25 protein-coding genes and 1 other RNA gene are annotated in these 26,197 nt (G+C 60.4%); 14 read left to right on the top strand and 12 right to left on the bottom strand.

Going from position 1 to position 26,197, the window contains the following annotated elements; all coding sequences use genetic code 11:
* Nucleotides 1-966, bottom strand: a complete 966-nt coding sequence (glyQ, locus tag NAT49_RS09140; RefSeq protein WP_251593400.1) for a glycine--tRNA ligase subunit alpha — start codon at nucleotides 964-966, stop codon at nucleotides 1-3.
* Nucleotides 967-1,107: 141 nt separating this feature from the next.
* Between glyQ and rfaD the strand changes: the two genes are divergently transcribed.
* Nucleotides 1,108-2,052 carry an ADP-glyceromanno-heptose 6-epimerase gene (gene rfaD, locus NAT49_RS09135; RefSeq protein WP_251593398.1) on the top strand — a complete coding sequence of 315 codons (945 nt, stop codon included), beginning with the start codon at nucleotides 1,108-1,110 and terminating at the stop codon, nucleotides 2,050-2,052.
* A 1-nt stretch (nucleotide 2,053) separates the two neighbouring features.
* Complete coding sequence (gene waaF, locus NAT49_RS09130; protein ID WP_251593397.1) at nucleotides 2,054-3,055, top strand: lipopolysaccharide heptosyltransferase II; 1,002 nt, start codon at nucleotides 2,054-2,056, stop codon at nucleotides 3,053-3,055.
* 114 nt (nucleotides 3,056-3,169) lie between these two features.
* Here the strand turns inward: waaF and NAT49_RS09125 are convergent, their stop codons facing one another.
* Genes NAT49_RS09125 through NAT49_RS09110 form a run of 4 tightly spaced genes read right to left on the bottom strand, consistent with a single transcriptional unit; the run spans nucleotide 3,170 to nucleotide 7,599 of the window.
* The gene (locus tag NAT49_RS09125) at nucleotides 3,170-4,219 is read right to left on the bottom strand and encodes a glycosyltransferase family 4 protein (protein ID WP_251593396.1); all 1,050 of its coding nucleotides are present in this window, start codon (nucleotides 4,217-4,219) and stop codon (nucleotides 3,170-3,172) included.
* On the bottom strand, nucleotides 4,219-5,037 hold the full coding sequence (locus NAT49_RS09120; protein ID WP_251593395.1) for a glycosyltransferase family 2 protein: 819 nt from the start codon (nucleotides 5,035-5,037) through the stop codon (nucleotides 4,219-4,221). The genes NAT49_RS09125 and NAT49_RS09120 overlap by 1 nt, the downstream gene beginning before the upstream one ends.
* Nucleotides 5,030-6,904 (bottom strand): DUF3413 domain-containing protein, encoded by a 1,875-nt coding sequence (locus NAT49_RS09115; RefSeq protein ID WP_251593394.1) that lies wholly within the window; start codon nucleotides 6,902-6,904, stop codon nucleotides 5,030-5,032. The genes NAT49_RS09120 and NAT49_RS09115 overlap by 8 nt, the downstream gene beginning before the upstream one ends.
* The gene (locus NAT49_RS09110; RefSeq protein ID WP_251593393.1) at nucleotides 6,901-7,599 is read right to left on the bottom strand and encodes a 3-deoxy-D-manno-octulosonic acid kinase; all 699 of its coding nucleotides are present in this window, start codon (nucleotides 7,597-7,599) and stop codon (nucleotides 6,901-6,903) included. Before NAT49_RS09110 ends, NAT49_RS09115 begins: the two co-directional genes overlap by 4 nt.
* On the opposite strand from NAT49_RS09110, the gene NAT49_RS09105 reads away from it, so the two are divergent.
* The 3 genes from NAT49_RS09105 to waaA are packed head-to-tail and all read left to right on the top strand — an operon-like array spanning nucleotide 7,598 to nucleotide 11,372.
* Nucleotides 7,598-8,677 carry a glycosyltransferase family 9 protein gene (locus NAT49_RS09105; RefSeq protein WP_251593392.1) on the top strand — a complete coding sequence of 360 codons (1,080 nt, stop codon included), beginning with the start codon at nucleotides 7,598-7,600 and terminating at the stop codon, nucleotides 8,675-8,677. The genes NAT49_RS09110 and NAT49_RS09105 overlap by 2 nt on opposite strands.
* Nucleotides 8,677-10,107, top strand: coding sequence for a bifunctional D-glycero-beta-D-manno-heptose-7-phosphate kinase/D-glycero-beta-D-manno-heptose 1-phosphate adenylyltransferase HldE (gene hldE, locus NAT49_RS09100; protein WP_251593580.1), 1,431 nt, complete (start codon nucleotides 8,677-8,679; stop codon nucleotides 10,105-10,107). Before NAT49_RS09105 ends, hldE begins: the two co-directional genes overlap by 1 nt.
* A 5-nt stretch (nucleotides 10,108-10,112) precedes the next feature.
* Nucleotides 10,113-11,372 carry a lipid IV(A) 3-deoxy-D-manno-octulosonic acid transferase gene (gene waaA / locus NAT49_RS09095; RefSeq protein ID WP_251593390.1) on the top strand — a complete coding sequence of 420 codons (1,260 nt, stop codon included), beginning with the start codon at nucleotides 10,113-10,115 and terminating at the stop codon, nucleotides 11,370-11,372.
* Here the strand turns inward: waaA and rpiA are convergent.
* Nucleotides 11,362-12,042, bottom strand: coding sequence for a ribose-5-phosphate isomerase RpiA (gene rpiA / locus NAT49_RS09090; protein WP_251593389.1), 681 nt, complete (start codon nucleotides 12,040-12,042; stop codon nucleotides 11,362-11,364). The genes waaA and rpiA overlap by 11 nt on opposite strands.
* 165 nt (nucleotides 12,043-12,207) lie before the next feature.
* Between rpiA and ilvA the strand changes: the two genes are divergently transcribed.
* Nucleotides 12,208-13,722: a threonine ammonia-lyase, biosynthetic gene (gene ilvA, locus NAT49_RS09085; protein ID WP_251593388.1), complete on the top strand. Its 1,515-nt coding sequence runs from the start codon at nucleotides 12,208-12,210 to the stop codon at nucleotides 13,720-13,722.
* A 343-nt stretch (nucleotides 13,723-14,065) separates the two neighbouring features.
* Here ilvA and NAT49_RS09080 read toward each other — a convergent pair whose 3' ends face one another.
* The 3 genes from NAT49_RS09080 to NAT49_RS09070 form a co-directional block, all read right to left on the bottom strand.
* A complete protein-coding gene (locus NAT49_RS09080; RefSeq protein ID WP_251593387.1) occupies nucleotides 14,066-14,671 on the bottom strand; it encodes a 5-formyltetrahydrofolate cyclo-ligase in 606 nt (201 codons plus the stop codon).
* Nucleotides 14,672-14,699: 28 nt separating this feature from the next.
* Nucleotides 14,700-14,881: non-coding RNA, 6S RNA (gene ssrS / locus NAT49_RS09075), on the bottom strand.
* Between the two features lie 59 nt (nucleotides 14,882-14,940).
* A complete protein-coding gene (locus tag NAT49_RS09070) occupies nucleotides 14,941-15,264 on the bottom strand; it encodes a cell division protein ZapA (RefSeq protein WP_251593386.1) in 324 nt (107 codons plus the stop codon).
* A gap of 147 nt (nucleotides 15,265-15,411) precedes the next feature.
* On the opposite strand from NAT49_RS09070, the gene NAT49_RS09065 reads away from it, so the two are divergent.
* Genes NAT49_RS09065 through NAT49_RS09055 form a run of 3 tightly spaced genes read left to right on the top strand, consistent with a single transcriptional unit; the run spans nucleotide 15,412 to nucleotide 18,445 of the window.
* Nucleotides 15,412-16,002, top strand: a complete 591-nt coding sequence (locus NAT49_RS09065) for a UPF0149 family protein (RefSeq protein ID WP_251593385.1) — start codon at nucleotides 15,412-15,414, stop codon at nucleotides 16,000-16,002.
* 25 nt (nucleotides 16,003-16,027) lie between these two features.
* Nucleotides 16,028-17,218, top strand: coding sequence for a 2-octaprenyl-6-methoxyphenyl hydroxylase (gene ubiH / locus NAT49_RS09060; protein WP_251593383.1), 1,191 nt, complete (start codon nucleotides 16,028-16,030; stop codon nucleotides 17,216-17,218).
* A 9-nt stretch (nucleotides 17,219-17,227) separates the two neighbouring features.
* A complete protein-coding gene (locus NAT49_RS09055) occupies nucleotides 17,228-18,445 on the top strand; it encodes a UbiH/UbiF/VisC/COQ6 family ubiquinone biosynthesis hydroxylase (RefSeq protein WP_251593382.1) in 1,218 nt (405 codons plus the stop codon).
* Here the strand turns inward: NAT49_RS09055 and NAT49_RS09050 are convergent.
* The 3 genes from NAT49_RS09050 to gpmI are packed head-to-tail and all read right to left on the bottom strand — an operon-like array spanning nucleotide 18,437 to nucleotide 22,557.
* A complete protein-coding gene (locus NAT49_RS09050) occupies nucleotides 18,437-19,729 on the bottom strand; it encodes a S41 family peptidase (RefSeq protein WP_251593380.1) in 1,293 nt (430 codons plus the stop codon). The two genes, NAT49_RS09055 and NAT49_RS09050, sit on opposite strands and share 9 nt — an antisense overlap.
* A 56-nt stretch (nucleotides 19,730-19,785) precedes the next feature.
* Complete coding sequence (locus NAT49_RS09045; protein ID WP_251593378.1) at nucleotides 19,786-20,994, bottom strand: murein hydrolase activator EnvC family protein; 1,209 nt, start codon at nucleotides 20,992-20,994, stop codon at nucleotides 19,786-19,788.
* A 9-nt stretch (nucleotides 20,995-21,003) separates the two neighbouring features.
* A complete protein-coding gene (gpmI, locus tag NAT49_RS09040) occupies nucleotides 21,004-22,557 on the bottom strand; it encodes a 2,3-bisphosphoglycerate-independent phosphoglycerate mutase (protein WP_251593376.1) in 1,554 nt (517 codons plus the stop codon).
* 181 nt (nucleotides 22,558-22,738) lie between these two features.
* Between gpmI and NAT49_RS09035 the strand changes: the two genes are divergently transcribed.
* The 5 genes from NAT49_RS09035 (at nucleotide 22,739) to NAT49_RS09015 (ending at nucleotide 26,181) form a co-directional block, all read left to right on the top strand.
* Nucleotides 22,739-23,161, top strand: coding sequence for a rhodanese-like domain-containing protein (locus NAT49_RS09035; protein ID WP_251593374.1), 423 nt, complete (start codon nucleotides 22,739-22,741; stop codon nucleotides 23,159-23,161).
* A gap of 46 nt (nucleotides 23,162-23,207) precedes the next feature.
* Nucleotides 23,208-23,675 (top strand): protein-export chaperone SecB, encoded by a 468-nt coding sequence (gene secB, locus NAT49_RS09030; protein WP_251593372.1) that lies wholly within the window; start codon nucleotides 23,208-23,210, stop codon nucleotides 23,673-23,675.
* A gap of 2 nt (nucleotides 23,676-23,677) precedes the next feature.
* A complete protein-coding gene (locus NAT49_RS09025; protein ID WP_251593370.1) occupies nucleotides 23,678-24,409 on the top strand; it encodes a 16S rRNA (uracil(1498)-N(3))-methyltransferase in 732 nt (243 codons plus the stop codon).
* 158 nt (nucleotides 24,410-24,567) lie between these two features.
* Entirely contained in the window at nucleotides 24,568-25,530 is a 963-nt protein-coding gene (gene gshB / locus NAT49_RS09020) for a glutathione synthase (RefSeq protein ID WP_251593368.1), read from the top strand.
* A gap of 93 nt (nucleotides 25,531-25,623) precedes the next feature.
* Entirely contained in the window at nucleotides 25,624-26,181 is a 558-nt protein-coding gene (locus tag NAT49_RS09015) for a YqgE/AlgH family protein (protein ID WP_251593366.1), read from the top strand.
* Nucleotides 26,182-26,197: the final 16 nt, after the last annotated feature.

Below are 26,197 nucleotides of genomic sequence, written 5' to 3'. Positions count from 1 at the left end.
TTATGCGTCTCCTTGCTGTGTGGGGTCGTCCTGAAGCAGTTCCTTGCGCAGCGCTTCTGACGCCATCGGGAAGCCGGCTGCCTTGCGCGAGGCGTAGTAGGCGCTTGCCACGTCGCGGGCGAGGGTTCGTACGCGAAGAATGTAGCGCTGGCGTTCGGTGACGGAAATGGCGTGACGTGCGTCAAGCAGATTGAAGGTGTGCGAGGCTTTCAGGACCATTTCGTAGGCCGGCAGCGGCAGCGGCTGCTCGAGAGCGAGCAGTTTTCCGCACTCGCGCTCGTAGTAATCGAAACTTTCAAACAGGGTCGGTACATCGGCGTGTTCGAAGTTATAAGTCGACTGCTCCCGCTCGTTTTGCAGGTAGACGTCGCCGTAGGTGACGATGCTGCCATCGGGGGCCTTGGTCCAGACAAGGTCATAGACGCTGTCGACGTCTTGCAAGTACATCGCGATACGCTCGAGCCCGTAGGTCAGCTCGCCAGTGACCGGGAAGCATTCGATGCCGCCGGCCTGCTGGAAATAGGTGAACTGGGTGACTTCCATGCCGTTGAGCCATATTTCCCAACCAAGCCCCCAGGCGCCAAGCGTGGGCGATTCCCAGTTGTCCTCGACAAAGCGGATGTCGTGGGTAAGCGGGTCAAGTCCCAGCGCTTCCAGTGAGCCCAGATAAAGCTCCTGAAAATTGGCAGGGGAGGGCTTCATCACGACCTGAAATTGATAGTAATGCTGCAGTCTGTTCGGGTTTTCACCGTAACGCCCGTCGGTCGGGCGGCGGGAGGGCTGAACGTACGCCGAGTTCCAGGTTTCCGGGCCGATGGCACGGAGGAAGGTGGCCGGGTGAAATGTCCCCGCGCCGACTTCCATGTCCAACGGTTGCATGATTATGCAGCCCTGATTTGCCCAGTAGTGTTGCAGGGCAAGAATCAGGCCCTGAAAAGTACTTACGTCCGGCTTCGCCTGTGTCATCGGGAGAGTACCCCTGGCCCATGTTCATGAATTAATCCGCCGGCAAGTATACAATTAGCGGCTATCCGGTTATAGAGCCGCGTTTCGGTCCCATCATCCAAGCCGATGCGCCACACGTTTTGCACCAAATGGAGTGACACCATGATCGTAGTAACAGGCGGGGCGGGCTTTATCGGAGCCAACATCGTCAAGGCGCTGAATGCGCGCGGTCACACCGATGTTGTTGTGGTCGATGATCTGACCGACGGGACCAAGTTCGTCAATCTGGTCGATTGCCAGATCGAGGACTATCTCGACAAGGATGATTTCCTGGCCCGCATCAAGGCCGATGAGTTGCCGCCCATCGACGCCATCTTCCACGAGGGGGCGTGCTCGGCGACCACTGAATGGAACGGCAAGTTCATGCTCGAAAACAATTTCGAGTACTCGAAGGTGTTATTGAACTACTGCAACGAGCGCAATATCCCGTTTCTGTATGCCTCATCTGCGGCCACCTACGGTGGCAGCGACATTTTCGTCGAGCAGCCGGAGTGTGAAAAGCCGCTCAATGTCTATGGGTACTCGAAGCTGCTGTTCGATCAGTATGTGCGTCATCACTGGGATCGTCTGACGACCCAGGTGGTTGGTTTTCGCTACTTCAACGTCTATGGCCCGAGAGAGCAGCACAAGGGCAGTATGGCGAGCGTGGCGTTTCATCATCATACCCAGGTGAGTCACGGTGATAACCCCAAACTTTTCGGTGCGTGGGAAGGGTATGAGGCCGGCATGCAAAGCCGTGATTTCATCTATGTCGGCGACGTGGTCGATGTGAACCTTTGGTTTTTCGACCATCCCGAGCGTTCTGGCATCTTCAACCTGGGAACCGGACGCGCCGAGCCGTTCAAGGCGATCGCCGAAACCGTGACCGGCTACTACGGCAAGGGCGAAATCGAGTACATCGACTTCCCCGATCACTTGAAAGGTCGCTATCAAAGCTATACCCGGGCCGATATCCAAAAGCTTCGAGACGCCGGATACGACGGAACGTTCAAGACGGTGTCCGAAGGGGTAACGGACTATCTGGATTGGCTCAATGGTGCGAGCTGACATGAACGCTCGAGCCGAGCGCATCCTGGTCGTCGGCCCGTCCTGGGTCGGCGACATGGTCATGGCGCAAAGCCTTTTGAAAACACTCAAGGCGCGTTCGCCCGAGGTGCGCATCGATGTCATGGGGCCGAAATGGTCCGTACCGATTCTGGAGCGAATGCCGGAGGTCGATACGGCCTGGACGCTCGAAATCGGTCACGGTCAGTTCGGGTTTAAAACGCGCTGGCGGCTCGCACGCGCTCTGCGTGGGCAGTTCGATCACGCCATCGTGTTGCCGCGCTCCTGGAAATCGGCGCTGGTCCCGTTTCTGGCGGGCATCCCCCACCGAACCGGATTTACCGGTGAGCAGCGCTATGGCGTGCTCAACGAACGGCGAACACTCGATAAATCGGTGCTTGACCAAACCGTAAAGCGCTTCGTATCGCTTGGGCTCCCAGTCGATGAGGCCTACCCGCCGGTGGAGATTCCGGCCCCCGAACTGATGCTTGATGCCGATAATCTGGCGCGGCTCGAAACGCGATTGGGGCTTGGCTCTGCGCCACGTATCGCCATGATGCCCGGCGCGGAATATGGCCCGGCCAAACAGTGGCCGCTTGAGTATTATCACGCGCTGGCAGCGAAGTTGATTGCCAGAGGGTATGAGGTGATGGTTCTGGGCGGGCCGAAGGATGCGCCGGCCGGTGAGACAATCGCGGCGTCACTGGATGGGGCGTTCAATCTCTGCGGCGAAACAAGTCTCGCCGACGCTGTCGATCTTCTGGGAAGCTGTGAACAGGTAGTGACCAATGATTCGGGCCTGATGCATGTGGCCGCGGCTACCGGCACCCGTATTCACGCCATCTACGGTTCTTCCTCGCCAAAGTACACGCCGCCGCTGACTGACCGCGCGGTGATTCATACCCTGGATCTTTCGTGCTCGCCCTGTTTCGAGCGTCACTGCCCGCTGGGTCATACGGATTGCCTGAACAAGCTGTCGGTCGAACGTATTGAGGCGATGATGTAGCACGTCTGAGTGTTTCACGTGAAACACTCAGACGGTCATCGGCCCTGTTCCATGAAAAAAGCCCGAATGTTTCACGTGAAACATTCGGGCTTTTTTTGGCGCTGGAGAACGTGACTATTGTTCTGCCATATCCACATAAAGGGCGTGATACGCATCAGCCATGGCGTGAGGTGAGAACTGCACCAGCTTCTCGCGGGCGCCGTCCTTGAGTTCCTCAGCCAGTGCCGGCGCGCCCAGAAGTCGGTCGAGTGCGTGCTCGAGCGCGTCTGCGTCGTCCGGCGGGACCAATAGCCCACTTCTCTGATCGATGATGATGTCCGGGATGCCGTCCACACGGCTCGCAACGATCGGAACGTCATGGTCCATGGCGTCCAGCAGCGTCGAGCCAAGCCCTTCGTTGCGTGACGGAAACGCAAACAGCGTCATGGCGTCGAGGTAATTTTCTACATCGGGCTGAAACCCCTCCCAGATTACGTTGGTGAGCTCGCGGCTCTCCCGATGCAATGCCTCGGCGTCTTCGCCGTCGCCCAGAAGCAGAAAGCGGACATCCGGGTGCGAGGCCTGAAAGCGCCGTGCGACCTCCAGAAGAACGCGCTGGCCCTTGTGACGGTCAACCAGCGCGCCGATATGACCGATGACCGGATGGCCTTCAAAGCGTGCCTTGAGCTCTGCCACGCGCTCGAGATCGGAGGGCCGGTGTGAAAAGACGCTGGGAACGCGTGCGATCCGCCGGGTAAAGGCGAGGGCCTCGAGGTGCTGTTCGATCACGGACGAGATCGCGACGGTATAGGCGGCCGAGCCGTAGGTACGCCGATTGAACCACTTGTCCTTGACGGGTTGAGGGACGCGGCGGGTCAGCAGGTACGGAGTGCCTGTCAGGCGCTTGTGCAGATAGGCCCAGTGTACGGCCTTGGCCTCATGCGCGTGAACGGCGTCAGCACCGATGCCGAAGTGGCCTGTCAGTGCATTTCTGGCCTCAACGATCGTCACGTCGAGATGGCGCACTTGGTCGATCAGGGGCGAATCGGGACGGCACACCAGGGTCTGGCGAAGTGCACCCGAGTACCGGTGGGCGAGCTGTTCAATGAGAATGACGGTCTGGCGTTCACCCCCCCGAAAGCCGCGAGCCAGATTGACGTGACATACGTGCAAAGGGGTTGCCATTACCACACCTTGTCGAAGTTTTCGGCGTCTCGAACGCGGGCGTCGCGTTGAAACTCCAGAAGCTTGGCGTATTTAAGATAGGCATTGGTCGCGGCGGAAAGGGCCACGGACAGCCCATCCACACCGGCAAGGAATCCACGCTGAAAGACATATTTGCGAACGAACGCATTTAAACCGTGTAAAAACGGTGACCATGCTGATGCGCGTTTGCCTTTCAGATACATCACCTTGGCGGAGCGGTTCGAGAAGCGCCCGCTGGCCTTGGTAAACAGCTCCCCGAGATTTGCAAACGAGTAGTGCTCGAGATCCGCATCGAGCTGGTGCACGGATTTGGCCTGAACCGAGGCGTGCTGACGGGTTTCCGAGAATCCGGTGCGGTGGCGGTTATAAAGGCGTACGCAGTAATCCGGGTACCAGCCGCAGCGCTTGACCCACCGTGAGCCGATGAAGTTGCGGCGGCGAAAGGCAAAGCCATCGTGACCCGTCGCCTCGAGGTCTAGACCAAGGATGGTCTGGATGGCCTGCTCGGTCAGGCGCTCATCGGCGTCGAGCGACAGCACCCACGTGTTCGAGGCAGCGCCGGGGCCGACGTTTTTTTGATAGCCATCGCCCAGGTAGGGCTGGTGAATGACACGGGCGCCGGCGCGCTCAGCAATCTGACAGGTTGCGTCCTGTGAGCCTGAATCGACCACGATCAACTCACTGCACACCCGTGACAGTGAGGCCAGACACGCTTCAATGCGTTCGGCCTCATTCAGGGTGATCACCACCCCCGTAATCGGCGTCGTGGCATGCCCGGTAGCAGCGGGGTCAGTCATAGAACCGTCCCATGAGGTTGACCGCCTCAAACACCGCCGGAGAAAACTGCTCCTGATCAAGCGTGTTCAGCTCGGGATCATAGGTCACCCAATCGCCGCTGTCCTTGACCTCGGTGATCCGGTCTTTCTCGATGATGGCGTAGCCGAGATAGCTGTTGGCAATCACCCAGGGATGGTCGAGTGTCGGGTCGAGCAGATCCTTGCCCTGGCTGTAGTCAGCGGGTGGGTTGGCGCAGCCAAGCGCATGCTTCATCAGGGTCGGTACCACATCCAGATGGCTGGTCATGCCCTTATGGGTGCCTGGCTGGACGTTCGGGCCATGAATGAGAAGCGGCACCTGGGTCTGATAGCGGCTGAAGTTGCTGTTATGACCCCAGAAACTGTGGCCGGTGTCGTTGAAGGACTGGCCGTGATCGGAGGTGACGATGAGGTAGGTGTTGTCCCACTCGCCGTGGGCTTTCAGGTCATCGATGACGCGCTTGATGAGTTGGTCATCGTAGTGCGCGGCGTTTCGATGCAGGTTTCTCACCGGAATCGGGTCGGTGTCAGGGCCGAGTTCGGTGTATTCAAGCGTGTCGAGCGAGGGCTGCCAGGGGCGCTCCGCGTCGTCAGGCACACTGTAGCCATGGGGCGCGTCATAGAACAGGAAGCCGAAGTAGGGCTGGCCTGCGTCGGCCGTGCGGCGCTTGGTCTGCCAGTCGAGCCAATCCTTGGTCATGTTTTTATCGCGTGCGGCCGGATCTTCGCCTTCATGAGTGCGAAGACGAAGATCCGGAACGGAGGAAAACACGGTGCGGTCAAAGCCCACGCCATCGAAACTGGCCGAGCCGAACAGACCCAGCCGGTAATTTTCCTGTTGCAGTGTACGGATGAAGAGGCTGCCGGTCTGGCTGTCTTCCATGGTGTTCCAGTAGTTGCCGGTCAGACCGTAGAACAGGCCGAATACCCCGTTACGGGTGGCGTTACCGCTACTGATGTGATGCTCAAAGCGCAGGCCGCTCTCGTTGAGTGCCTGGTACAGATGGGGGGTGGTCTTGGGGCCGTACTCGTCGAAGCGCCAGGAATCCAGCGCGATCACGACCACGTTGGGCGGGGTGTCGCCGGGCGTGCATGACAGCGGCTTTGCCGGCCAGTTGAGCGAGCCACTGTCATGGGCTCGGTTCATGCTCAGGTTCTTTTCACGCGCGGCTCGGGGGTCCAGCCAGCCGTTCTTTTCCATGAAGTCCTTGGCGGTGGCGGGAAACAGCAGTGGGTAGATGCTGGTCTGCTGCGTAACGCTTCGCTTGTATTGGGCATCGGCAACGACGTGAATGGCATGGCTTGCAATGGCCATGATCAAAAGGCCAAGAAAGGTCTTCCAGACCGGAAACGCAATGCCCTGAGCGCGGGCCTGAATGCGCCAGGCAAGCCAGGTCTCGAAGAGTAAAAGACCCACGATCACGCCGATGCCGAGCGCCCAGGTCGAGGCGGAAAAGCTGAATATTTCGCCGTTCTGGTCGTGCACGAACAGCGACAGCATGAAGTGATTGACGTGGAAGCGGTACTGGCTGAAGACCACCGTGTCGAGTGCCAGCGCCCAGAGCCCGGCCGCCGCGATCAGACTCATGACCGGGATCATGGCCTTTCTGGGCAGTACGAGCGCGGCCAGCGCCATTGGCAGCCAGGCCAACATGACCAGCAGGCCGAAATGCCCGATCCAGGTCGTTACCAGATAGGCAATGCCCCACGGGTCCGACGGCGCATTGAAAAAGGGCAGATAGCGGGTCGCGATACCCCAGACAACGACCAGATTGATCAGCGCGAAAAACGCGCTGCCGCGCAGATAGAAGCGCTTATTAGGCGTGAATTTATCCATAAGTAGCGTCAAGCGTTGTATCCAGAAAGTAGGGCAGTGTGGTGGCGCCGCGCCCGGTCGGGCGCGAACTTGTCGAATGAGCGCTTCAGGCGCTCGAGGTTTCGCTTCTTGAAGCCGCCCTTGCCTCGAATGCGACAGCGGTCGAGGTCGATAAGCCAGGGCGAATCAACGGCGTCGAGCAAAATGTTGCGGGCGTTGAGGTCCACGTGATCGAGGCCGAGATCGTGAAATTGACGTATCATGGCACCCACGCGGCTTAAAAGCTGCGGCGTGGCAGCCTCGGTCGGGAGCACATCGGCAAGCGGTCGTGCCTTTGGGATGCACACGGTAATCAGGGCGGCCTGATAGGTACACCCTCTTGGCCAGAGACAGCCGCCGACCGGCGCCGGCACTGGCAGGCCCGCGTTTCTAAGCCGTGCGGTCAGGCGAAATTCTCGAAAGGCCCTGCTGCGTTCGGCGCCGAGCCAGGCGTAGCGGTCGTCGTTGAAACGACCGATCAGCCCGCCACGACGATAAGGCCTAAGCACCCAGTGTTCGTTCGGGGCAGCCTCGATGAACACGCTGGCGCCGCGGCCGGGCGCTTCCCCGGTTACCTGAGCCTTTTGATGCCAGAACTCGGGGGTGAACCAGTCGGGCCCGATTTGTGGGGCTCTTTCAGCATCATATAGAATACGCGTATTTGCGTGTCGGGACGTCACTATCCGCATGAAGCATCCTTTGCCTGCTTATCCATCACATCTTTGTGTGTTGCGGCTTTCCGCCCTCGGCGATGTCTGCAATCTTGTACCGACCGTCCGCGCTCTTCAGCGCCAATGGCCCGATACGCGCATCACCTGGATCGTCGGAAAAGGTGAGTACAGTCTACTGGCCGGCCTTTCAGGGGTCGAGTTTATCGTATTCGACAAAAAGACGGGGCTTGCCGGCATGCGCGCTATCTGGCGCACGCTGAAAGACACCCGCTTTGACGTGCTGCTTCACATGCAGCAGTCGATTCGCGCCAGCATTCTGTCGCTGGGGCTCAAGGCAGACGTTCGGCTGGGCTACGATTCAGCGCGCGCCAAGGACCATCAAACCTGGTTCACCAACCGTCAGCTTGCCCCCCATCCGCGGGCTCATGTGCTTGAATCGTTCATGGATTTCGCCCGCGCGCTCGGCGTGGAAGACACCGAACTCGACTGGAACATTCCGATTCCTGACGACGCCGAACTCGAGGCCCAAAGCCTGATCAGCGGCCGCGATGCGCTGGTGATGAGCCCGTGCGCCAACCCACGGCTACGAAACTTTCGTAACTGGACACCTGAAGGCTACGCCGCAGTGATCGACCACGCCCATGACGCACACGGGCTGACAACGTTTCTGACCGGCGGCGGCAGCGACCAGGAGCAGGAAATGGTCAACGCCATTGCCCATCACTGCCGGGTCGCGCAACCCGTCAGCGTGCTGGGCAAAACCTCACTCAAGGGCGTGCTTGCCCTGATTCGGCAGGCCCGGGTGGTCATCGCGCCGGATTCCGGGCCGGTTCATATGGCCAATGCGCTGAATACGCCGGTCATTGGGCTGTTTGCGACCACCAACCCCGACCGCGCCGCGCCGTATTGCTGGCAGGACTATGTGATCAATCGCTACGAGGCGGCGGCCCGCACCTATCTGAAAAAACCGGAACAGGCGCCCTGGGGCACACGGGTGCGTCACCCCGAGGCGATGAAACTGATCGAGGCGGATGCTGTAAACGCCATGCTCGACCGACTCCTCCAGGACACCGAAACGCACAAGAGGCCGCAATGATGAAACTGGATTTCAAGGCGCTGGAGGCGGCACGTGTCGTCGTGGTCGGCGATGTCATGCTCGACCGCTACTGGACCGGGCCCACCTCGCGTATCTCGCCCGAGGCGCCAGTGCCGGTCGTGCGCGTCGATGGCAGTGAGGACCGCCCGGGCGGAGCGGCCAACGTCGCGCTCAACATTGCCTCGCTCGGCGCCACGGTGACGCTTTCCGGACTGGTCGGTCAGGACGACAACGCGCGGCTGCTTAGCGATGCATTGACCAATGCCGGCATCGGGGTCGATTTTCAGGAAAGCGAACGCGCCCCGACCATCACCAAACTGCGGGTGATGAGTCGCAATCAACAGCTGATTCGACTCGATTTCGAGCAGTCGTTTGCCGACATCGACATGACGCCACTGACGGCCAAGGTCGAACACGCCCTCGAAACCGCGGAGCTCATGATTCTCTCGGACTACGGCAAGGGCACGCTTGCCGATGTGCAGGCCTTGATCGAGGCTGGCCGTCGCGCGGGCAAGCGGGTTCTGGTTGACCCGAAAGGCACCGATTTTTCGCGCTATCGCGGTGCCAGTCTGATGACGCCGAACCTGAGTGAATTCGAAGCCGTGGTTGGTCCGTGCCCGGACGATGCGACGCTTTCTCAAAAGGGCGAGCAGCTTCGTCTCGAGCTTGAGCTCGAGGCGCTGCTGGTCACCCGCAGCGAGCGCGGCATGACCCTGATTCGAGAAGACGCTCCGCCGCTTCATCTGCCAACGCATGCCCGGGAGGTGTTCGATGTGACCGGGGCCGGTGATACGGTCATCGGAGTGCTGGGGCTTGCGCTGGCGGCGGGTCACGCGCTGCCCGAGGCAATGATGCTGGCCAATCTGGCCGCGGGTCTGGTGGTGGCCAAGCCCGGTACGGCAACGCTCTCGATCGCCGAGCTCTACACGGCAATGCACGGCGACCGCCTGGCGGAATTCGGCGTGACGGACGCAGACACGCTGGCGCTTTCCGTGCGCGCCGCACAGGGGCGCGGCGAGCGTGTGGTCATGACCAATGGCTGCTTCGATATTCTCCATGCCGGCCATGTGGCCTACCTGGAGCAGGCTCGCCGCCTCGGGGATCGTCTGATCGTTGCGGTCAACGACGACGCATCGGTTCGACGGCTCAAGGGGGAAAAGCGCCCGATCAACGCGCTCATGCGGCGTATGCAGGTGCTGTCCGGCCTGGCTGCGGTGGACTGGGTCGTGCCGTTTAGTGAAGACACGCCGGCCGAGCTGATCGAGCGTATTTTGCCGGACATTCTGGTCAAGGGCGGCGATTACAAGGCGGAAGACATTGCCGGCGGCGAGGCCGTGATTGCTCACGGCGGTGAGGTGCGCGTGCTCGATTTCGAGGACGGCGTTTCCACGACCGCCATGATCTCGACCATCCTCGGCCGAGGCGAGTGAGCTGCGTGCGTTTTCTTTATTCTCTTGCGCTGTATCTGCTCTCACCGTTTATCTGGTGGCGTGTATGGCGTGAGTGGTTACCCACTCACTCGCGCTGGGAGCGTTTGGGGCGGGTGCCTTATGAGACGGCGCCTGTCATCTGGGTGCATGCAGCCTCCGTGGGTGAAGTGATGACGGCACGCCCGCTGGTGCAGGCGCTTGAAACGCGCTATCCGGCGCACAAGATCGTGATGACCACCATGACCGCAACCGGCGCAAATCAGGTGGCGTCGCTGTTCGAGGGGCGCATTTGCCATCATTTTCTGCCGCTTGATTTTCCCGGCGCAGCCAAGCGATTTGTCCGGCGTGTGCGCCCGGCGCTTGCCATCGTGATCGAAACCGAGCTGTGGCCGAACCTTCTGGCAGAGTGCCAGCATCATGATGTGCCGCTTGCGCTGGTAAACGGCCGGCTCTCCGCAAATGCATTGCAGCGTTATCAACGAATTCGCCCCTTGATGCGGGATACGCTCGCCCACTTTGACTGGCTTGGCATCAAGGACCGAACGGATCTTGAGCGGTTCAAGGCGCTTGATGGGCCGGTGTCGAGAATGGAGGTTACCGGCGGGCTGAAGTTCGACCTGCGCTACAACGGTGCGCTTGAGAAAGTGAGTGAAGACATACTTTTTCAATGCGATGGCCGGTTTATCTGGGTGGCGGCGTCGACGCACGAGGGTGAGGACGCGGCGCTAATCGATGCGCATGCAAGGCTGCGTGAGCGATATCCCGGGGCGTTGATGATTCTGGTGCCCCGACACCCGCAACGCTTCGACGCCGTCGCGCAGTTGATCGAGGACAGTGGGCAGTGCCTGGCTCGGCGCTCCCGTGGCGATGGCATTACCTCACGGGTCAGTGTCTATCTGGGCGATACCATGGGCGAACTCATGGGGTTCTACGCAGTGGCCTCGGTTGCGTTCGTGGGCGGAAGTCTGGTGCCTGTCGGTGGGCATAACCTGCTTGAACCGGCGGCGCTTGCGGTACCGGTAGTGACCGGGCCACATCTTGAAAATTTCAGTGACATCGCCGATCTGCTCGATGCCGATGACGCACTTGTCCGTGTGTCGACGACCGGTGAGCTGGTGGACGCTCTAGCCGAGGCCGCCACCGCGCCTGAGCAGGCTCGGGCGCGAGGGCGTCGTGGGCTGATGGTGGTCGAGCGCCATCGTGGGGCGCTCGAGGCAACGCTCAATGGGCTCGAGCGCCTTCTTCCAGGTGGTGTCAGCGGGTAATACGCGCGACGCCGTCATCACGGCCCAACAGAAGGACATCCGCGCCGCGGCGAGCGAAGATGCCATGGGTAACGATGCCCGTGATCTGATCGAGGGTGGCCTCCATCGAGCGGGGGTCGTCGATCACGAAGTTGTAGATGTCGATGATCTGATTGCCGTTGTCGGTCACGACACCTTCCCGATACATCGGATCGCCGCCGAGCTTGACGATCTCGCGTGCAACGAAGGAGCGCGCCATCGGAATAACTTCGATCGGCAGCGGAAAGCCGCCGAGGCGCTCAACGTATTTTGACCCATCCGCAATGCAGATGAATGTCTGCGCGCATGCCGCCACGATTTTCTCACGCGTAAGCGCCGCACCGCCGCCCTTGATCATGGAGAGCTCGGTGTCGATTTCATCGGCGCCATCGACGTAGACCGGCAGCGTGCCGACGCCGTTCAGGTCATACACGGGAATGCCGTGCTGCTTCAAACGGTCTGCCGAGGCCTTTGAGCTTGCCACGGCGCCATCGAAGTCATGACGGTAAGCGGCGAGCTCATCGATGAACAGATTAGCCGTCGAGCCGGTGCCGACCCCGATGACGGTTTGGCGGTCCAGCAGCGGGACGATCTCGTCGACGGCGGCACGGGCAACGGCCCGTTTCAGTTGATCCTGCGTCGTGGTGGCCATGGCGTACTCTTCGCTGAAAGTGCGTGAAAGGGCGTGTCATGCCCTTGGGGGAAGGCGTATTATACGGAGTCCACCCGGTTCGTGTAGACGTGGCCCGCGTTCCTTTTTAGGCTGGTTTCCTCGACGGGTGACCCTGTTTTTGCAATGTGCCATTAGGACAAGAGAATGCTTGAAGCATACGTGAAGAAGATCCTCCAGGCGCGCGTGTATGAAGCCGCCTCCGAAACGCCGCTTTCCGCAGCGCCCATGCTCTCCAAGCGATTCAACAACCAGATTTGGATCAAGCGTGAAGATCTTCAACCGGTGTTCTCGTTCAAGGTTCGTGGCGCATACAACAAGATGGCGAGTTTGACGCCGGAGCAAAAGGCGGCGGGCGTGATTGCTGCCTCGGCCGGCAATCACGCTCAGGGCCTTGCGCTCTCGGCCAAGAAAATGGGCGTCAAGGCCACCATAGTCATGCCCTGCATCACGCCTGACATCAAGGTGCAGGCCGTGCGTGCGCTTGGCGCCGAGGTCGTGTTGTCCGGCGATGCGTTCAATGAGGCGCTCGACCATGCGCGCACGCTGATTGCCCAGCACGGCTATACCTACATTCCGCCCTACGATGACCCGGACGTCATCGCCGGTCAGGGCACCGTGGGCATGGAAATTCTTCGTCAGCACCCTGATCCGATCGAGGCCATTTTTGTGCCGGTTGGCGGCGGCGGGCTCGCTGCGGGCATAGCTGCCTACGTTAAATACCTGCGCCCGGACATCAAGGTGATCGGCGTCGAGCCTGCCGATGCGGCGTGTTTGAAGGCGGCGCTGGATGCCGGTGAGCGCGTGGTACTGCCTCAGGTGGGGATCTTTGCCGAAGGTGTGGCGGTCTCACAGATCGGGGAGACACCGTTTTCGATTTTGAAAGACCACATCGATGGTGTGATCACCGTGTCGGCTGATGAAATGTGTGCTGCCGTCAAGGATATCTTCGAGGATACCCGGGCTGTTGCCGAGACGTCAGGTGCGGTGGCGCTTGCCGGGCTCAAGAAGTACGTTCAGGAAACCGGCGTGACCGACCGGACGCTTGTGTGCATCAACTCGGGCGCCAATACCAACTTCGACCGACTCCAGCATATTGCCGAGCGAACCGAGCTCGGTGAGCAGCGCGAAGCAATTCTTGCGGTCACGATTCCCGAGCGCCCGGGAAGCTTCAAGCAGTTCTGTACGGTCATCGGTGAGCGCATGGTGACCGAGTTCAATTACCGCTATGCAAAAGGCGACAAGGCCCATATCTTCGTGGGTGTTCGGGTGCAGCCGGGCGGTGAGGATCGTGCGGCACTGATCCAGCAGCTTGAATCGGCGGATTATCCGGTCGAGGATCTGACCGATAATGAGCTTGCGAAGCTTCATATCCGGCATCTGGGCGGCGGGCGTGCGCTGCACGCGTTCGAAGAGGAAGCCTATCGGTTCGAGTTCCCCGAGCGACCTGGGGCATTGATGCGGTTTCTATCGTATCTGCCGGAAGGCTGGAACATCTCGATGTTTCATTACCGCAACCACGGCGCCGCGTATGGGCGCGTTTTTGTCGGCCTGCAGCTGCCGCGTGAAGATCTCTATCAGCTTGAAGAGCATCTCGACAGCATCGGGTATCGCTACTGGAAAGAAACCGATAACCCGGCCTATCGCCTGTTCACCGCATGATGGATTAAATGGAACGTTTGAAATGACCGCCTTAAAGGCGGTTATTTCATACAAGAAGAGGGGAATTATCGTCGTATCGTGAGTCGGGTCGATGTAGGCAGAATGACGTATTCAGGTTTTTTAAAGAATGGCGTTATTCATTAAAAAGTGTGACTTCTGGTTGATTGTGCCGAGGCTGGCTGATTATAGTGCGTCTCTCGTACGCTCACGCATCCCTTTGAATGGAATGGCTCCATGAAACGCAAACCTGATCTCGTTGTTACTCTTGTGTTCTTGTTCGGCATCGGCATGGTTGCGACTGGGTACGCCCAATCGTTGATGGGCGCGTGAGCCCGACTCAGCTCTAACGATAGACAGCGCGGTCTGTAACGACGGCATCGAGCGGCACATCCCAGCTCTGAAACGGCAACGTATCCACGTGCTGAATGTCATGAGCCAGGCCAATCAGCCTTGGTGCCGGTCGAACGCGTTGAGTGAACGCAAACGTGCGGTCATAGAAGCCGCCGCCCATACCCAAGCGGTTGAGCGCGGCATCGAATCCCACCAGTGGCATCAGTACGACATCCAATCCCCAGGGCGGAAGCCGACGAGCGCGGCCTGCATTCAGGCGCGTGTGCGGCTCGGAAATACCGAATCGGTTACGCGTCATCCGGGTCCTTGCGTGGTAGTGAACGAACCAGAGCCGGTTATCGGAAAGCGGTTTCAAGACAGGCAGGAAGGCGCGCGCCCCTTTTCGCTGCATCCACGGCAATAAAAGCCCAGGATCTATTTCCCCATCGTTTGGCAGATACAAGGCAACACGACGTGCTCGTTTGAGCTCGGGCATGCGTGAAAGCTGGCGCTTCAAGGCCACGGCGGCATGTCGTTGCTGTGTCGGAGAGAGCGAGCGGCGCTGTTCGCGAAGCGTGCGTCTGAGCTGAGCTCGGCTTAGACCTGATGAATCAAGCATTAGGAAACGGCTCGTGCTGGGGCGGGAAAGGTTCTCCGGGGTACCGCTGTTGTTTCTGCCCTTGAACCTATTGGTTCAAGGTGGGTGGCCTCAAGCAGACCGTCAGGCTTTCCGACGCGCGGACATGCACACGGGTCTGCAAATGTGGCCCCCTGGGTATTACGCATAGGCTCGAGGGACTACAACAACTGGCGAGCACTCCAGAGAACGAGGTTCAGTCTAACAGATTCTGGCGGGCGCGCCCAAAGGTAAACGCGGTGAAGCGCCCGCTATTCGTTCGATGAGGTCGGCGACGTTCGTGGCGTAACCCGCTCGACAGCCCGGCCAAGCGCATCGCTTGACTGGGCGGCGACATGCTCGCCCTTGAGGCGGAGTTCGCGCTCTCCCATCAACTCATGGGTAATATTGAGCCCGGCCATCAATGCGATCTTGGTGATATCCGCCACCTTGCCCTGCGCGTGAATGCCCTCGAGTGCGGTATTGAGGTATCTGGCCGCATCGAGCAGAGCCGGCTCTTCGTCATCGGAGCAGTTGACGAGATAGGTCTGACCCAGCAGGGTGATTTCGATAGTGCGGCGGGATGCCTCGCTCATGATGACGTGCTCCGGCATGGGCCTTTACGGGCCAGTGCGCTAAGATGGTGAATCATGGTTACGCACTATAGAGAGCCGCTATTGACCGGTCAACGCACCGCTCTGGCGTTCTTTTAAATTCGATCCGACAACGCGCGACAGGAGCCCATGTCGATTCAAGAAGACTCCCTCGATTTCTCACTGATCAGTGACCTCTTTCTGGCCCACGGTAGCCTGCAGTCACCGTCCTTTCTGGATGGCCGTCTTTGCGCCCAGATCGCGCTTACCGACCTAAGCCCGGAAGCCTGGCTTGATGAAGTCTGCTCCGCACTTGGCGTGGATGAACCAAGCGATCGTGATGCGGCAGCGCAGCTGCTTGAGTGGCGAAAACGCACGGAAGAACGGCTATCTGCCAGCGAGCTTGGCTACGAGCCTTTGATTCCAGACGACATCTACTCTATCTCGGAGCAGGCCCAAGGGCTCAAGGACTGGTGCCTTGGCTTCTGTGAGGTGCTGTCCGAGGTCGAGCACGACATACGTGATCAATGGCCGTCTGCGCTCAAGGAAGCGCTCGAGGACGTTAACACCCTGTGCGGCATCGAAACCGACCTTGATAACACCGCCGAAAACGAAAACGACCTGTTCGCGCTGACCGAGCACGCCCGTATGGCCGCCATGCTGCTTTATACGCAGCAGCACCCCGGTCAGCCGGATGTCGAACAGGTGGATGAAAACGACCCTGAGGTGACCCGCCACTAAGCCGGTCTCTTAAGATAAGGACATCATGAGCCATACGGACATCGCCATTATCGGTGGCGGCCTGGTCGGTGCAAGCCTTGCCTGCGCACTGGCCCCGCTCATCGAGCGCCATGGTCTTACGGTCACCATCATCGAGCCGGCCGGGCTCAGTGCGCCAACGATCCCGCAGCCAAGTTTCGATGATCGGTCGAGTGCGATCGCCTACGGCTCGGCGCGTTATTTCGGCGCCCTCGGGCTGTGGCCGGCCATGAGCGAGCGGGCAAGCCCCATCCGGACCATTCATATCAGTCAGCGCGGCTATCTTGGCGCAACGCGGCTCTCGCACCGCGACGTCGGGACGACCGCGCTTGGCTATGTGCTTCGAAACCGCTGGATGGGCCATGTATTGCAGTCTCGGCTGGCAGAGCTACCGGTGCAGTGGTTAAGTCCTGACTCGGTCGAGACCATCACGGCGCAGTCAACGGGATATCGCCTGACGCTGGCGTCGGGCAAGACCCTCGACACACACCTTGCGGTCATGGCCGATGGCGGCCGTTCCGGACTCAAGCAGCAGCTTGGCATCGAGGATGATGTCACCCCCTACCACCAGCACGCGCTTATCAGCAATGTGCGCCTTTCCAGGCCGCATCAGGGCACGGCGTTTGAGCGCTTCACACCCGAGGGGCCCGTTGCGCTCCTGCCGCTTAATGGCCGCGAAATGGCGTTGGTGTGGACTCACGAGGCCGAGGCGCTCACCCGCGCCATGTCGCTTTCCGATACGGACTTTTTAAGTGCGCTTCAAGCCCGCTTCGGTGACCGCGCTGGCCGGTTCGAGCAGGTCGGCAAGCGAATAAGCTACCCGCTCTCGCTCAAGCAGGCGCGCGAGCAGGTGCGCGGTCATCTGGCGATTCTTGGCAATGCGGCCCACAGTCTTCACCCGGTGGCAGGGCAAGGGTTCAACCTGGCGCTGCGCGGCGTGGCGGATCTCTGCGCTGAAATCGAGGCGACACTCAATGCGTCGGAGGCGCTTGGCAGTCATGCCATGATGACGCGCTTTGAGGCGCGTCGAGCGCGTGATCGCGACCAGATCGTTGGCTTCAGTGACGGTTTGGTACGCCTGTTTGGCGTTACCAATCCATTGGTTTCTCACGCACGTGGACTCGGACTGATCGGTCTGAACGTCATGACCCCGGCTCGCCGCGCACTAACACGCCGAGCGATGGGGCTCGAGCGCTAGGAGAGAGCTATGCAGGATGTAATCGTGGTCGGCGCAGGCATGGTCGGAAGTGCCCTGGCGCTGTCGCTTGCGAAGGGTGGGCTAACGGTGTGCCTGGTCGATGCCAGTGCCGGTACGCCTTGCTGGCAGACCTCAATGATCGATCAGCGCGTCAGTGCCATCACTCAGGCCTCGCGGTATTTTCTCGAGCACCTCGGTGTCTGGCCCAGTATCTGCACGCGTCGCGTCAGTGCGTACAAGGCGATGACGGTCTGGGATGGGGAAGGCAGCGGGGAAGTGACGTTCGATGCCGAAGACGCCGCCAGTGAGTCGCTCGGCCACATCGTCGAAAACAGTGCCATTACCGACGCGCTGCACGAGGCGCTTGATGCGCACCCGGGCGTCACGTGTGACTGGCAGTTCAGCGCGAGCGGTTACTCACTTACAGGTGAGGGCGTGCGGCTTTACTGTGACGATGGCCGTACCCATGAAGCACGGCTTCTGGTCGGTGCTGACGGTGCTCGCTCGAACATCCGGCACTTTGCCGGGATTCGAACGCGCGACCGTGACACCGGCCAGCGCGGTGTGGTAACCACCGTGACACACGCGCTACCGCACCAGCGTACCGCGCGTCAGATTTTCCTGCCGGGAGGGCCGCTGGCGTTTCTGCCATTGATGCCCGACGAGCGCGAGCTCACCAGTTCGATCGTGTGGTCCTCCGAAGCACCGCTTGCCGAATCGCGTATGGCGCTATCGGATGAGGCGTTCAAGGCGGAGCTGGCCGACGCCTTCGAATACCGGCTGGGTTCAATTACCTCGGTGGCGCCCAGGGTCGCCTTTCCGCTGATCCAACGCCACGCCGAGCGCTACACCAGCGAGCGTGTGGCATTGGTCGGGGACGCGGCCCATAGCATCCACCCTCTGGCGGGCCAAGGGGTCAATCTGGGGTTTCTGGATGCAGCGACATTAAGTGAGGAAGTACTTACCTCTGTCAGACGCGGCATTGCAGTAGGCAATGCCCAGGCGCTTTCCCGGTATTCGCGTCGTCGGCGCGGAGACAACGCTCAGATGCTGATGCTGATGGATGCGTTTCGACTCGGCTTCAAGAGTCAGTGGGCGCCGCTTCAGCTGGCGCGCAACCTCGGGCTTAACGGCGTCGAACACGCCACGCCCCTCAAGCGCTTTTTTATCCGACAGGCATTCGGTCAGCGCGGCAGTGTCCCTGCCTCCATGACCGGCTCAGTCTGATGAGTGCCCCTTCGCGCGGGCGCCCCATACATTAAGCCCTCTGAGCAGATTCAGTGCCTCGCCTAGCGGATAATCCTTTTGGGCCAGTTCGGAGGCCGGGGCGGTCTCCGTGCGGTTTGACGATGCGTTGATCAAGTGGTTCTCAAGTGAGCGCTCACGTACCTGTAAGCGCTCGCTTTCATTGATGTTCAGCGTGCCGCGCTGAACGCCGATGTCCGGCACGATACCGGTTGCCTGAATCGAATGGCCGTCTGGGGTGAAATAGCGTGCTGTGGTCAACTTGAGCGCTGAGCCATTGCTGAGTGGCATGACCGTCTGCACCGAGCCCTTACCAAAGGTGGGTTCGCCCATGATGATGGCGCGCTGATGATCCTTGAGGGCGCCCGCCACGATTTCCGCGGCAGAGGCCGTGCCTGCGTTGACCAGGACGACGACCGGCGTGCGCTCTGGAACAGCGTGCGCGGCATCGGCGGTAAAGCGCGAGCGGTGTTCCGGAAGGCGGCCCTTGGTGTAGACAATCAGCCCACCCTCAAGAAACTCGTCGGCGGTCGTGACCGCGCTGTCCAGCAGGCCGCCCGGGTTATTGCGCAAATCGAGCACCAGCCCCTGCAAGGGCTCTTTATCATTCTTCAGCCGCTCGAGGGCGCGATCAAACTCATCGGCGGTGCGCTTTTGAAAGCGAGAAATCCTGATATAGCCATACCCTGGTGCGAGTGTGCGCTCACTTACACTTTCTTCCTGGATGATTTCACGCGTGAACGTAAGTGTGCGAGGTGACGCCTCGGCATGAGAGCCTGACGCCGACTCGAGCGTCAGGGTCAACTCGGTGCCTTCGTCGCCGCGCATTCGGGTAATGGCGTCCTGAAGCGTCATCCCCTCGGTCGATGTGTCGCCGATGGCAAGAATACGATCCCCTGGCTGGACACCCTGACGGGCGGCCGGCGTTTCATCGATCGGGGCGATCACGACGATGGCGCCCCGCTTTTCGCCGACCTGAATGCCGATGCCGGCAAACTCGCCACTGGTCGCTTCCTTGAGGTCCCGGTAAGCCTCGGCGTCGAGGTAGGCCGAATGCGGATCGAGCTTTGACACCATGCCTTTCATGGCGTTGTCGAACAGCGTCTTGTCATCCACCGGGTCAACGTAGGTCTGGCGCACCTGCTCGAAGACCTGTGAAAAGGTCTTGATGTCCTCAAGCGGCAGCGCGTCCACGTCGGCCTGTGCCGGTGCCGTGGCACCAAACAGTGCGGCCATTGCCAACGCGGTGGGTAGAAAACGACGCATAACCTCTCCTTGGACGTGCTTGAGTACGTAACGGCGGCTCAGTGGCTAACGCCGGTTCAGTGACGCGATAGCCAGCGCAGTGGGTTGGTCGGATGACCGCCCTTTCGAACCTCGAAATAGAGCGCCGGCTGGTCGAGCCCCCCGGTGTCGCCCACGCGTGCGATGACGGCGCCTTTTTCAACGCGGTCGCCGGTGCTCACCGTGAGCTGCTGGTTATGGGCGTAAAGCGTCAGGACATTACTGGCATCATCGATAATGACCAGATAGCCAAAGCCACGAAGCCAGTTGGCAAACACGACCTGGCCGCCGGCCATGGCACGTACGGAGCTTCCGGCCTTGGCGGCCAGCAGGATGCCATTTTTGTGTACGCCCTTGCCTTGACGGTAGTCCGTCAAAAGGCGAGCGCCCGTGACCGGATAGGTCCCTGTCTTGCCAGAGGCCTTGATCGTTCTGGGCGCCTCGGCCTGCTCTTCTTCGGCGGTCAGGCCCGAGCCTTGAGGGCGCGTACGGGCCTTTTCATGGGCCTTTTCGAGTTGACGCTGCATGTTTTCAAGCAGCGACTCGACGTGGGTGCGGTCATCCTCGAGCGAGGCCAGTCGTTGCCTTTGCGAGCTGTAGGTCGCATTGAGGCGCTCGAGGGCGCTTGCGCGCGTGCTGCGCTGGGCCGTCAGCCGATCACGTTGCTGGGTCAGGGCCGCGAGATTCTGTTCGAGTTCGCTCTGTTGCTGTTTAAGTGCCCGAGTGTTGTTGGCCAGGTCCTGGTTCAGCTGCGCAAGCGCGTCCAGGCGCTCGCGGCGGGCCTTGTTCAGCACGTTCAGGTAATGCTGAAACCGAGCGATGCGGGTCGGGTCACCCTGGTCGAGCAGGAGCTTGATCTGCGGGTCCTGGCCCAGCCGGTAAAGTCCAGCCATCTGTTTGGCCAGGGCCACCTGTTGATCGGCACGGTCGTGTTCGAGTGTGGTCTTGCGCTCATTGAGCGTGTCAAGCGAGTGCTTGATGTCCTGCTGCTGATTGATGAGCGTATCGATCTTGCGGTGGGTCGTTGAAAGCTTGACTTCCGCTGACTTGAGGGCAGATCTGGCCTCGCGCCGGGCGCTTGACGTGTCGTCGAGCTCGGAGCGCGTGGTTTGAATCGTCTGGTTGATGCGCTCAAGGTCCGCTTTCGAGACCTCCTCACCCAAAGCTCCCGGTATGAAACCGGGAGCCAGAGTCAGAAAGCACCCCAGCAACAGGGCCTTTCGCGCGTGATTGAAAAATGCACGCATGAGCTTGAATCAGTCCGGGGTCACCAGGGGGCGGCCGGTCATTTCGGACGGCGCTTCTTCACCGAGCAGCGTCAGAAGTGTCGGTGAAATATCGCAGAGGCTGCCATCGTCGCGGATGGTGTCTGCGCGCTCGCCGACGTAAATCAGCGGTACCAGGAACGTAGTGTGCGAGGTGTGCGGATTGCCGGAGTTTGGATCGACCATCATTTCACAGTTGCCGTGATCGGCGGTGACCAGACATTCGCCGCCGACCTCGTGCATGGCCTCGATCACGCGGCCAAGGCAGGTGTCCACGGTCTCGACGGCCTTGACGGCGGCATTGAAGTCGCCGGTATGACCGACCATGTCGCCGTTGGCGTAGTTGCAGATGATCAGATCAAAGCGCTTGTCGCGAATCGCCTCGACCAGCTTGTCGGTAATGCCTTCGGCGCTCATTTCAGGCTTCTGGTCGTAGGTTTTAACGTCGCGTGGCGACGGGACCAGAATGCGCTCCTCGCCCTCGAATTCGTTTTCCTCGCCGCCGGAGAAGAAGAAGGTGACGTGCGGGTACTTTTCGGTCTCGGCGATACGCAACTGCTTGAGCCCGCGTGCGGCGGCGACTTCACCCAGTGTGTTCTTGAGATCGCTTGGCGGGAAGGCAATCGGTGCTTTGATGTCTTCGGCGTACTGGGTCATGGTCACGAAATTGACCTTGGGCGGTGTGCGCTCGAAGCCGTCGAACGACTCGCTTAGAAACGCGCGGCTCAGTTCGCGGGCGCGGTCGGAACGGAAGTTGGCGAACAGCACCGTATCGCCATCGGCGATGGTGATTGGCGCGCCCTCGGGCTGAATGCTGGTGGCCTCGACGAATTCGTCGGTCTCATCACGCTCATAGGCTGCATTCAGGGCATCCATTGCACTCTTGGCCGTATGGCGGCCCTTGCCGTCGGCGACGACGCGGTAGGCGTCCTCGACCCGCTCCCAGCGGTTGTCGCGGTCCATGGCGTAGAACCGGCCGACTACCGAGGCGATCTGGCCGGTGCCAAGCTCGGTCAATGCCTTGTCGATTCGCTCGATCGAGTCGCCTGCGCTTTTCGGGGCGGTGTCACGACCGTCGGTGAAGGCGTGCAGGTAGACCGACTTGGCGCCACGGCTTTCGGCCAGTTTCAAAAGCGCAAGCACGTGGTCTTCATGGCTGTGAACACCGCCCGGGGACAGAAGACCCATGACGTGGACGGCCTTGCCGGCCTCGACGGCCTTGTCGATGGCGTCGGTCAGTACATCATTACGCTCGAGCTCACCGTCTTTGACGGCCTTGGTGATGCGGGTCAGTTCCTGATAGACGACGCGGCCGGCGCCCAGGTTCATGTGACCGACCTCAGAGTTGCCCATCTGACCTTCAGGCAGTCCGACGAACCCGCCATCGGTGTGAATCAGCGTATGCGGATAGCGGGATTTCAGGTCATCCATGACCGGCGTGTTCGCGCTGTAGACGGCGTTGTTTTCCGTAGCGTCGTTTTGACCGACGCCATCGAGAATGATCAACGCCACGGGACGTGGACGGGATGTCGCTTCCTTCGTCATGAAATCGCCTCAATTAGCTGGTTCGCGTAAGGTGCACTTTCAGGCATCATACCCCACGCCCACTACCACGTCAGCCGGACGTCAGACGGCGGCTTGTGTATACTGGGCGCGCTTTTTTTCCGGAGGGCGAGGCACGCAATCACGCCCTCCAGAGTCAGGATCTCCCAAGAGTGTAGGCCCAATGTTCGATCAATTTTTAGAGTTTGCCCAAAATCACCTCGTGCTGGTCAGCATCTTCGTGGTGCTGCTGCTGGCGTGGCTGGCCTTTGAAACCAAGCGCAACGCCGAAGGCGGTGTGACTTCCGGTGAAGCCACACGCATGATTAACCGCGATGAAGCAGTCGTGGTCGATATTCGCGAGCCCAAGGAATACAAGGCCGGCCACATTGCCGGTGCTGTCAATATCCCGGCCGGCAAGCTCGAAAAGCGCATGAACGAGCTTGAAAAACACAAGGACACGCCGGTGATCGTCGTGTGCAAGTCAGGCCAGACCGCGGGTCAGTCCATGACGACGCTCAAGGCCGCCGGTTTCTCGAAGGCCGCCAAGCTCAAGGGCGGCATGGCGCAGTGGCAGGCAGACGAACTGCCGGTCGTGCGTCGATAACCCATAACCGCATCGAGCGACTCGATTCATTTTCAAGGGGTATGTGATGTCAGAACAAAACGCCACCGAGCAGGGCCAGGACGACATTCAGTTCGCGCTTCAGCGCATCTACGTCAAGGACATCTCGTTCGAGGCGCCCAACTCGCCCTCGGTCTTCCAGCAGCAGTTCCAGCCGCGGGTCAAGCTGGATGTGGACAACGGCTACACCGCGGTCGGCGACGGCGTCTATGAAGTGACCGTCAAGATCACCGCTCAGGTCTACAACGGTGCGGAAGAAACCACGGCGTTTCTGGCGGAAGTCGAGCAGGCAGGGCTTTTCACCATTTCCGGTCTGCCGGACGCTCAGCTCGATCACACCCTGAACGCGTTCTGCCCGAACGTTTTGTTCCCTTATGCCCGTGAATGCATCGATAGCCTTGTCAATCGTGGCAGCTTCCCGGCACTGATGCTGGCCCCGGTCAACTTCGATGCCATGTACGCTCAGAAGCAACAGGCCGCCCAGGCGACCAACTGAGCATGAGTACCCGGCTTTATGTAGATCAGGCGCTGCCCCTCGGGCAGCGTCTTTCGTTGCCGGAAGGGCCGGCGCGTCACCTGGCGACCGTATTGCGGGCGCGGGTCGATGAGTCGGTCCGGCTGTTCGATGGCCACGGTCGTGAGGTGGAGGCCAGGGTGACGGCCATCACCCGCAAGCAGGTCGAGGTCGAGATCGAACGTGAGTGCTCACCCACGCCAGAATCCCCGCTTGAAGTGCATCTTGGCCAGGCAATCTCCAAGGGTGATCGCATGGATTATGCGATTCAGAAGGCGGTCGAACTTGGTGTGAGCGAGATCACGCCGCTTTACACCGAGCGCGGCGATGTACGGCTCAAGGGGGAGCGGGCGGCCAAGAAGCTGGCTCACTGGCGAGGTGTGGCACTCAGTGCCTGCGAGCAATGCGGGCGGGCACGCGTACCGACGCTTCACGAGCCGTGTGCGCTCGAGGACTGGCTCTCGATGCGCGAGGAGCCGCTGCGGCTGGTGCTCCACCCCGGCAAGCCTGGCTGGAAGGACCCGCCTGAGCCGCCTGAGGCGGTCTCGGTACTGATCGGCCCTGAGGGGGGCCTTGGCGAGGCGGAAGTCGAACGCGCTGGCCATCATGGCTTTCAGCCGCTGGGGCTTGGGCCCCGCGTGCTTCGAACCGAAACCGCGCCCGTGGTTGCGCTGACGCTTTTGCAGGCGCGCTACGGAGACCTGTATACATCCTGAATCGGTCGGCTCATTCAACGAGCTGCGACCTTTCTGCGACGGTGTTTGCACCGATCGGTCATGGTATCGCGTCAGACCATGTCGCATACTACGAGCATCAAGAGAAACGGGCCTGCGCCCGTTTTTTGCATGAATCGACAGGATATCGAGACCGCTCCATGGCTGAACGTGCATTGAATATCGGCATCGTGATGGATCCGATCGCTGACATCGCCTACAAGAAAGACACTTCCCTTGCCCTGCTCTGGGCGGCCCGCAAGCGTGGCTGGAACCTCTACTACATGGAGCAGAAACACCTGTTTCTAAACCAGGGCGTGGCCATGGCCACCATGGCGCCGCTCGACGTGTTCGAGGACGCTAACCGTTGGTTCGAACTTGGCGAGTTCGAAGCGCGCCCCCTGGCCGAGCTTGATGTGGTTCTGATGCGAAAGGACCCGCCGGTCGACCACGAGTTCATCAACGCAACGCACCTGCTTGGCTTTGCCGAGCGCGAGGGCGTATTGGTGGTCAACCCGACTCAGGCGCTTTTGACCTGCAACGAAAAGCTCTTCGCTCAGCAGTTCACGCAGTGCCTGGTGCCGACCGTGGTGGCCTGTGAGGATCACGTACTGCGCGCATTTCACGCAGAACAGGGTGACACCATCTTCAAGCCGCTGGATGGCATGGGTGGCTCGGGCATTTTCCACGTCGGCCCCGAAGGGCGCAATCTGGGCGCGGTGATCGAGCAGCTGACCCTTCGCGGCCAGCGCCAGATCATGGCTCAGCGCTACATTCCGGAAATTTCCCAGGGCGATACCCGCATCCTGCTGGTGGACGGCGAGCCGGTGCCCTATGGGCTTGCACGCATTCCAAGTGCCGGTGAAGTGCGCGGCAATCTGGCGGCCGGTGGCCGGGGGGTTGCCCGCGAACTGACCGACCGTGACTACTGGCTGGTCGAGCAGGTCAAACCCGTCATCAAGTCGCTTGGCCTGATGTTTGTCGGGCTCGATGTCATCGGTGATTACATCACTGAAATCAATGTCACCAGCCCGACCTGCGTGCGGGAAATCGATGCCCAGAAAGGCACCGACATTCCAGCGCTTCTGATGGACGCCATCGAGCGCCGCCTCCAGCAGGCCTGAGCACATCCCGAATCAAGTGTTACACTGCTACGCATTCATTTACAGACGGCCGCTTCCCGGCGGCCGTCGCTGCGAACGATGTACGGGAGGCTTATGAACGGCTTGCAAGATCACTTTTTGCTGGCAATGCCTCACCTCGATGATGGCCACTTTGCCGGTACGATCAGCTACCTCTGCGACCACGACGACAAGGGCACGCTGGGTCTGATCATCAACCAACCGCTCGCGCTGACCCTCGGCGGGCTGCTCGAGCAGCTTGAGATCGATGGGTCCCATTCCCGTCACAAGGATGAAACGGTGCTCTATGGCGGCCCGGTCCACAAGGACCGAGGCTTTATTCTCCATCGCGGTCAGGCCGCCGATTGGGATTCGAGCCTGCAGGTCACGCCAGACATCGCACTTACCACCTCGATGGACATTCTTCACGCCCTGGCCGACAACCACGGCCCGGACGAGATGCTGATCTGTCTTGGCTGTGCGGGCTGGGAGTCCGATCAACTGGCCAAGGAGCTCAAGGACAACACCTGGCTCACGGTCGAGGCGACGGCTGACATTCTCTTCAACACCCCGCCCGAGGCGCGACTGGACAGCGCGGCACGCCATCTGGGCGTTGACCTGCATCTTTTGTCACGTGAGGCCGGCCATGGCTAAGCCGATGCGAAACACG

The sequence above is a fragment of the Larsenimonas suaedae genome, assembly GCF_023712105.1.
GTDB classification, from domain to species: Bacteria; Pseudomonadota; Gammaproteobacteria; order Pseudomonadales; family Halomonadaceae; genus Larsenimonas; species Larsenimonas suaedae.
The sequence above is the reverse complement of the archived record's forward strand: the minus strand, read 5'-3'. Positions and strand labels throughout refer to the sequence as shown.

What these genes read in the sequence shown, in the direction of transcription:
- glyQ (WP_251593400.1), bottom strand. Translation starts at nt 966, where the DNA reads ATGACACAGGCGAAGCCGGACGTAAGTACTTTTCAGGGCCTGATTCTT.
- rfaD (WP_251593398.1), top strand. Translation starts at nt 1,108, where the DNA reads ATGATCGTAGTAACAGGCGGGGCGGGCTTTATCGGAGCCAACATCGTC.
- waaF (WP_251593397.1), top strand. Translation starts at nt 2,054, where the DNA reads ATGAACGCTCGAGCCGAGCGCATCCTGGTCGTCGGCCCGTCCTGGGTC.
- NAT49_RS09125 (WP_251593396.1), bottom strand. Translation starts at nt 4,219, where the DNA reads ATGGCAACCCCTTTGCACGTATGTCACGTCAATCTGGCTCGCGGCTTT.
- NAT49_RS09120 (WP_251593395.1), bottom strand. Translation starts at nt 5,037, where the DNA reads ATGACTGACCCCGCTGCTACCGGGCATGCCACGACGCCGATTACGGGG.
- NAT49_RS09105 (WP_251593392.1), top strand. Translation starts at nt 7,598, where the DNA reads ATGAAGCATCCTTTGCCTGCTTATCCATCACATCTTTGTGTGTTGCGG.
- NAT49_RS09110 (WP_251593393.1), bottom strand. Translation starts at nt 7,599, where the DNA reads ATGCGGATAGTGACGTCCCGACACGCAAATACGCGTATTCTATATGAT.
- hldE (WP_251593580.1), top strand. Translation starts at nt 8,677, where the DNA reads ATGAAACTGGATTTCAAGGCGCTGGAGGCGGCACGTGTCGTCGTGGTC.
- rpiA (WP_251593389.1), bottom strand. Translation starts at nt 12,042, where the DNA reads ATGGCCACCACGACGCAGGATCAACTGAAACGGGCCGTTGCCCGTGCC.
- ilvA (WP_251593388.1), top strand. Translation starts at nt 12,208, where the DNA reads ATGCTTGAAGCATACGTGAAGAAGATCCTCCAGGCGCGCGTGTATGAA.
- NAT49_RS09080 (WP_251593387.1), bottom strand. Translation starts at nt 14,671, where the DNA reads ATGCTTGATTCATCAGGTCTAAGCCGAGCTCAGCTCAGACGCACGCTT.
- NAT49_RS09070 (WP_251593386.1), bottom strand. Translation starts at nt 15,264, where the DNA reads ATGAGCGAGGCATCCCGCCGCACTATCGAAATCACCCTGCTGGGTCAG.
- NAT49_RS09065 (WP_251593385.1), top strand. Translation starts at nt 15,412, where the DNA reads ATGTCGATTCAAGAAGACTCCCTCGATTTCTCACTGATCAGTGACCTC.
- ubiH (WP_251593383.1), top strand. Translation starts at nt 16,028, where the DNA reads ATGAGCCATACGGACATCGCCATTATCGGTGGCGGCCTGGTCGGTGCA.
- NAT49_RS09055 (WP_251593382.1), top strand. Translation starts at nt 17,228, where the DNA reads ATGCAGGATGTAATCGTGGTCGGCGCAGGCATGGTCGGAAGTGCCCTG.
- NAT49_RS09050 (WP_251593380.1), bottom strand. Translation starts at nt 19,729, where the DNA reads ATGCGTCGTTTTCTACCCACCGCGTTGGCAATGGCCGCACTGTTTGGT.
- NAT49_RS09045 (WP_251593378.1), bottom strand. Translation starts at nt 20,994, where the DNA reads ATGCGTGCATTTTTCAATCACGCGCGAAAGGCCCTGTTGCTGGGGTGC.
- gpmI (WP_251593376.1), bottom strand. Translation starts at nt 22,557, where the DNA reads ATGACGAAGGAAGCGACATCCCGTCCACGTCCCGTGGCGTTGATCATT.
- NAT49_RS09035 (WP_251593374.1), top strand. Translation starts at nt 22,739, where the DNA reads ATGTTCGATCAATTTTTAGAGTTTGCCCAAAATCACCTCGTGCTGGTC.
- secB (WP_251593372.1), top strand. Translation starts at nt 23,208, where the DNA reads ATGTCAGAACAAAACGCCACCGAGCAGGGCCAGGACGACATTCAGTTC.
- NAT49_RS09025 (WP_251593370.1), top strand. Translation starts at nt 23,678, where the DNA reads ATGAGTACCCGGCTTTATGTAGATCAGGCGCTGCCCCTCGGGCAGCGT.
- gshB (WP_251593368.1), top strand. Translation starts at nt 24,568, where the DNA reads ATGGCTGAACGTGCATTGAATATCGGCATCGTGATGGATCCGATCGCT.
- NAT49_RS09015 (WP_251593366.1), top strand. Translation starts at nt 25,624, where the DNA reads ATGAACGGCTTGCAAGATCACTTTTTGCTGGCAATGCCTCACCTCGAT.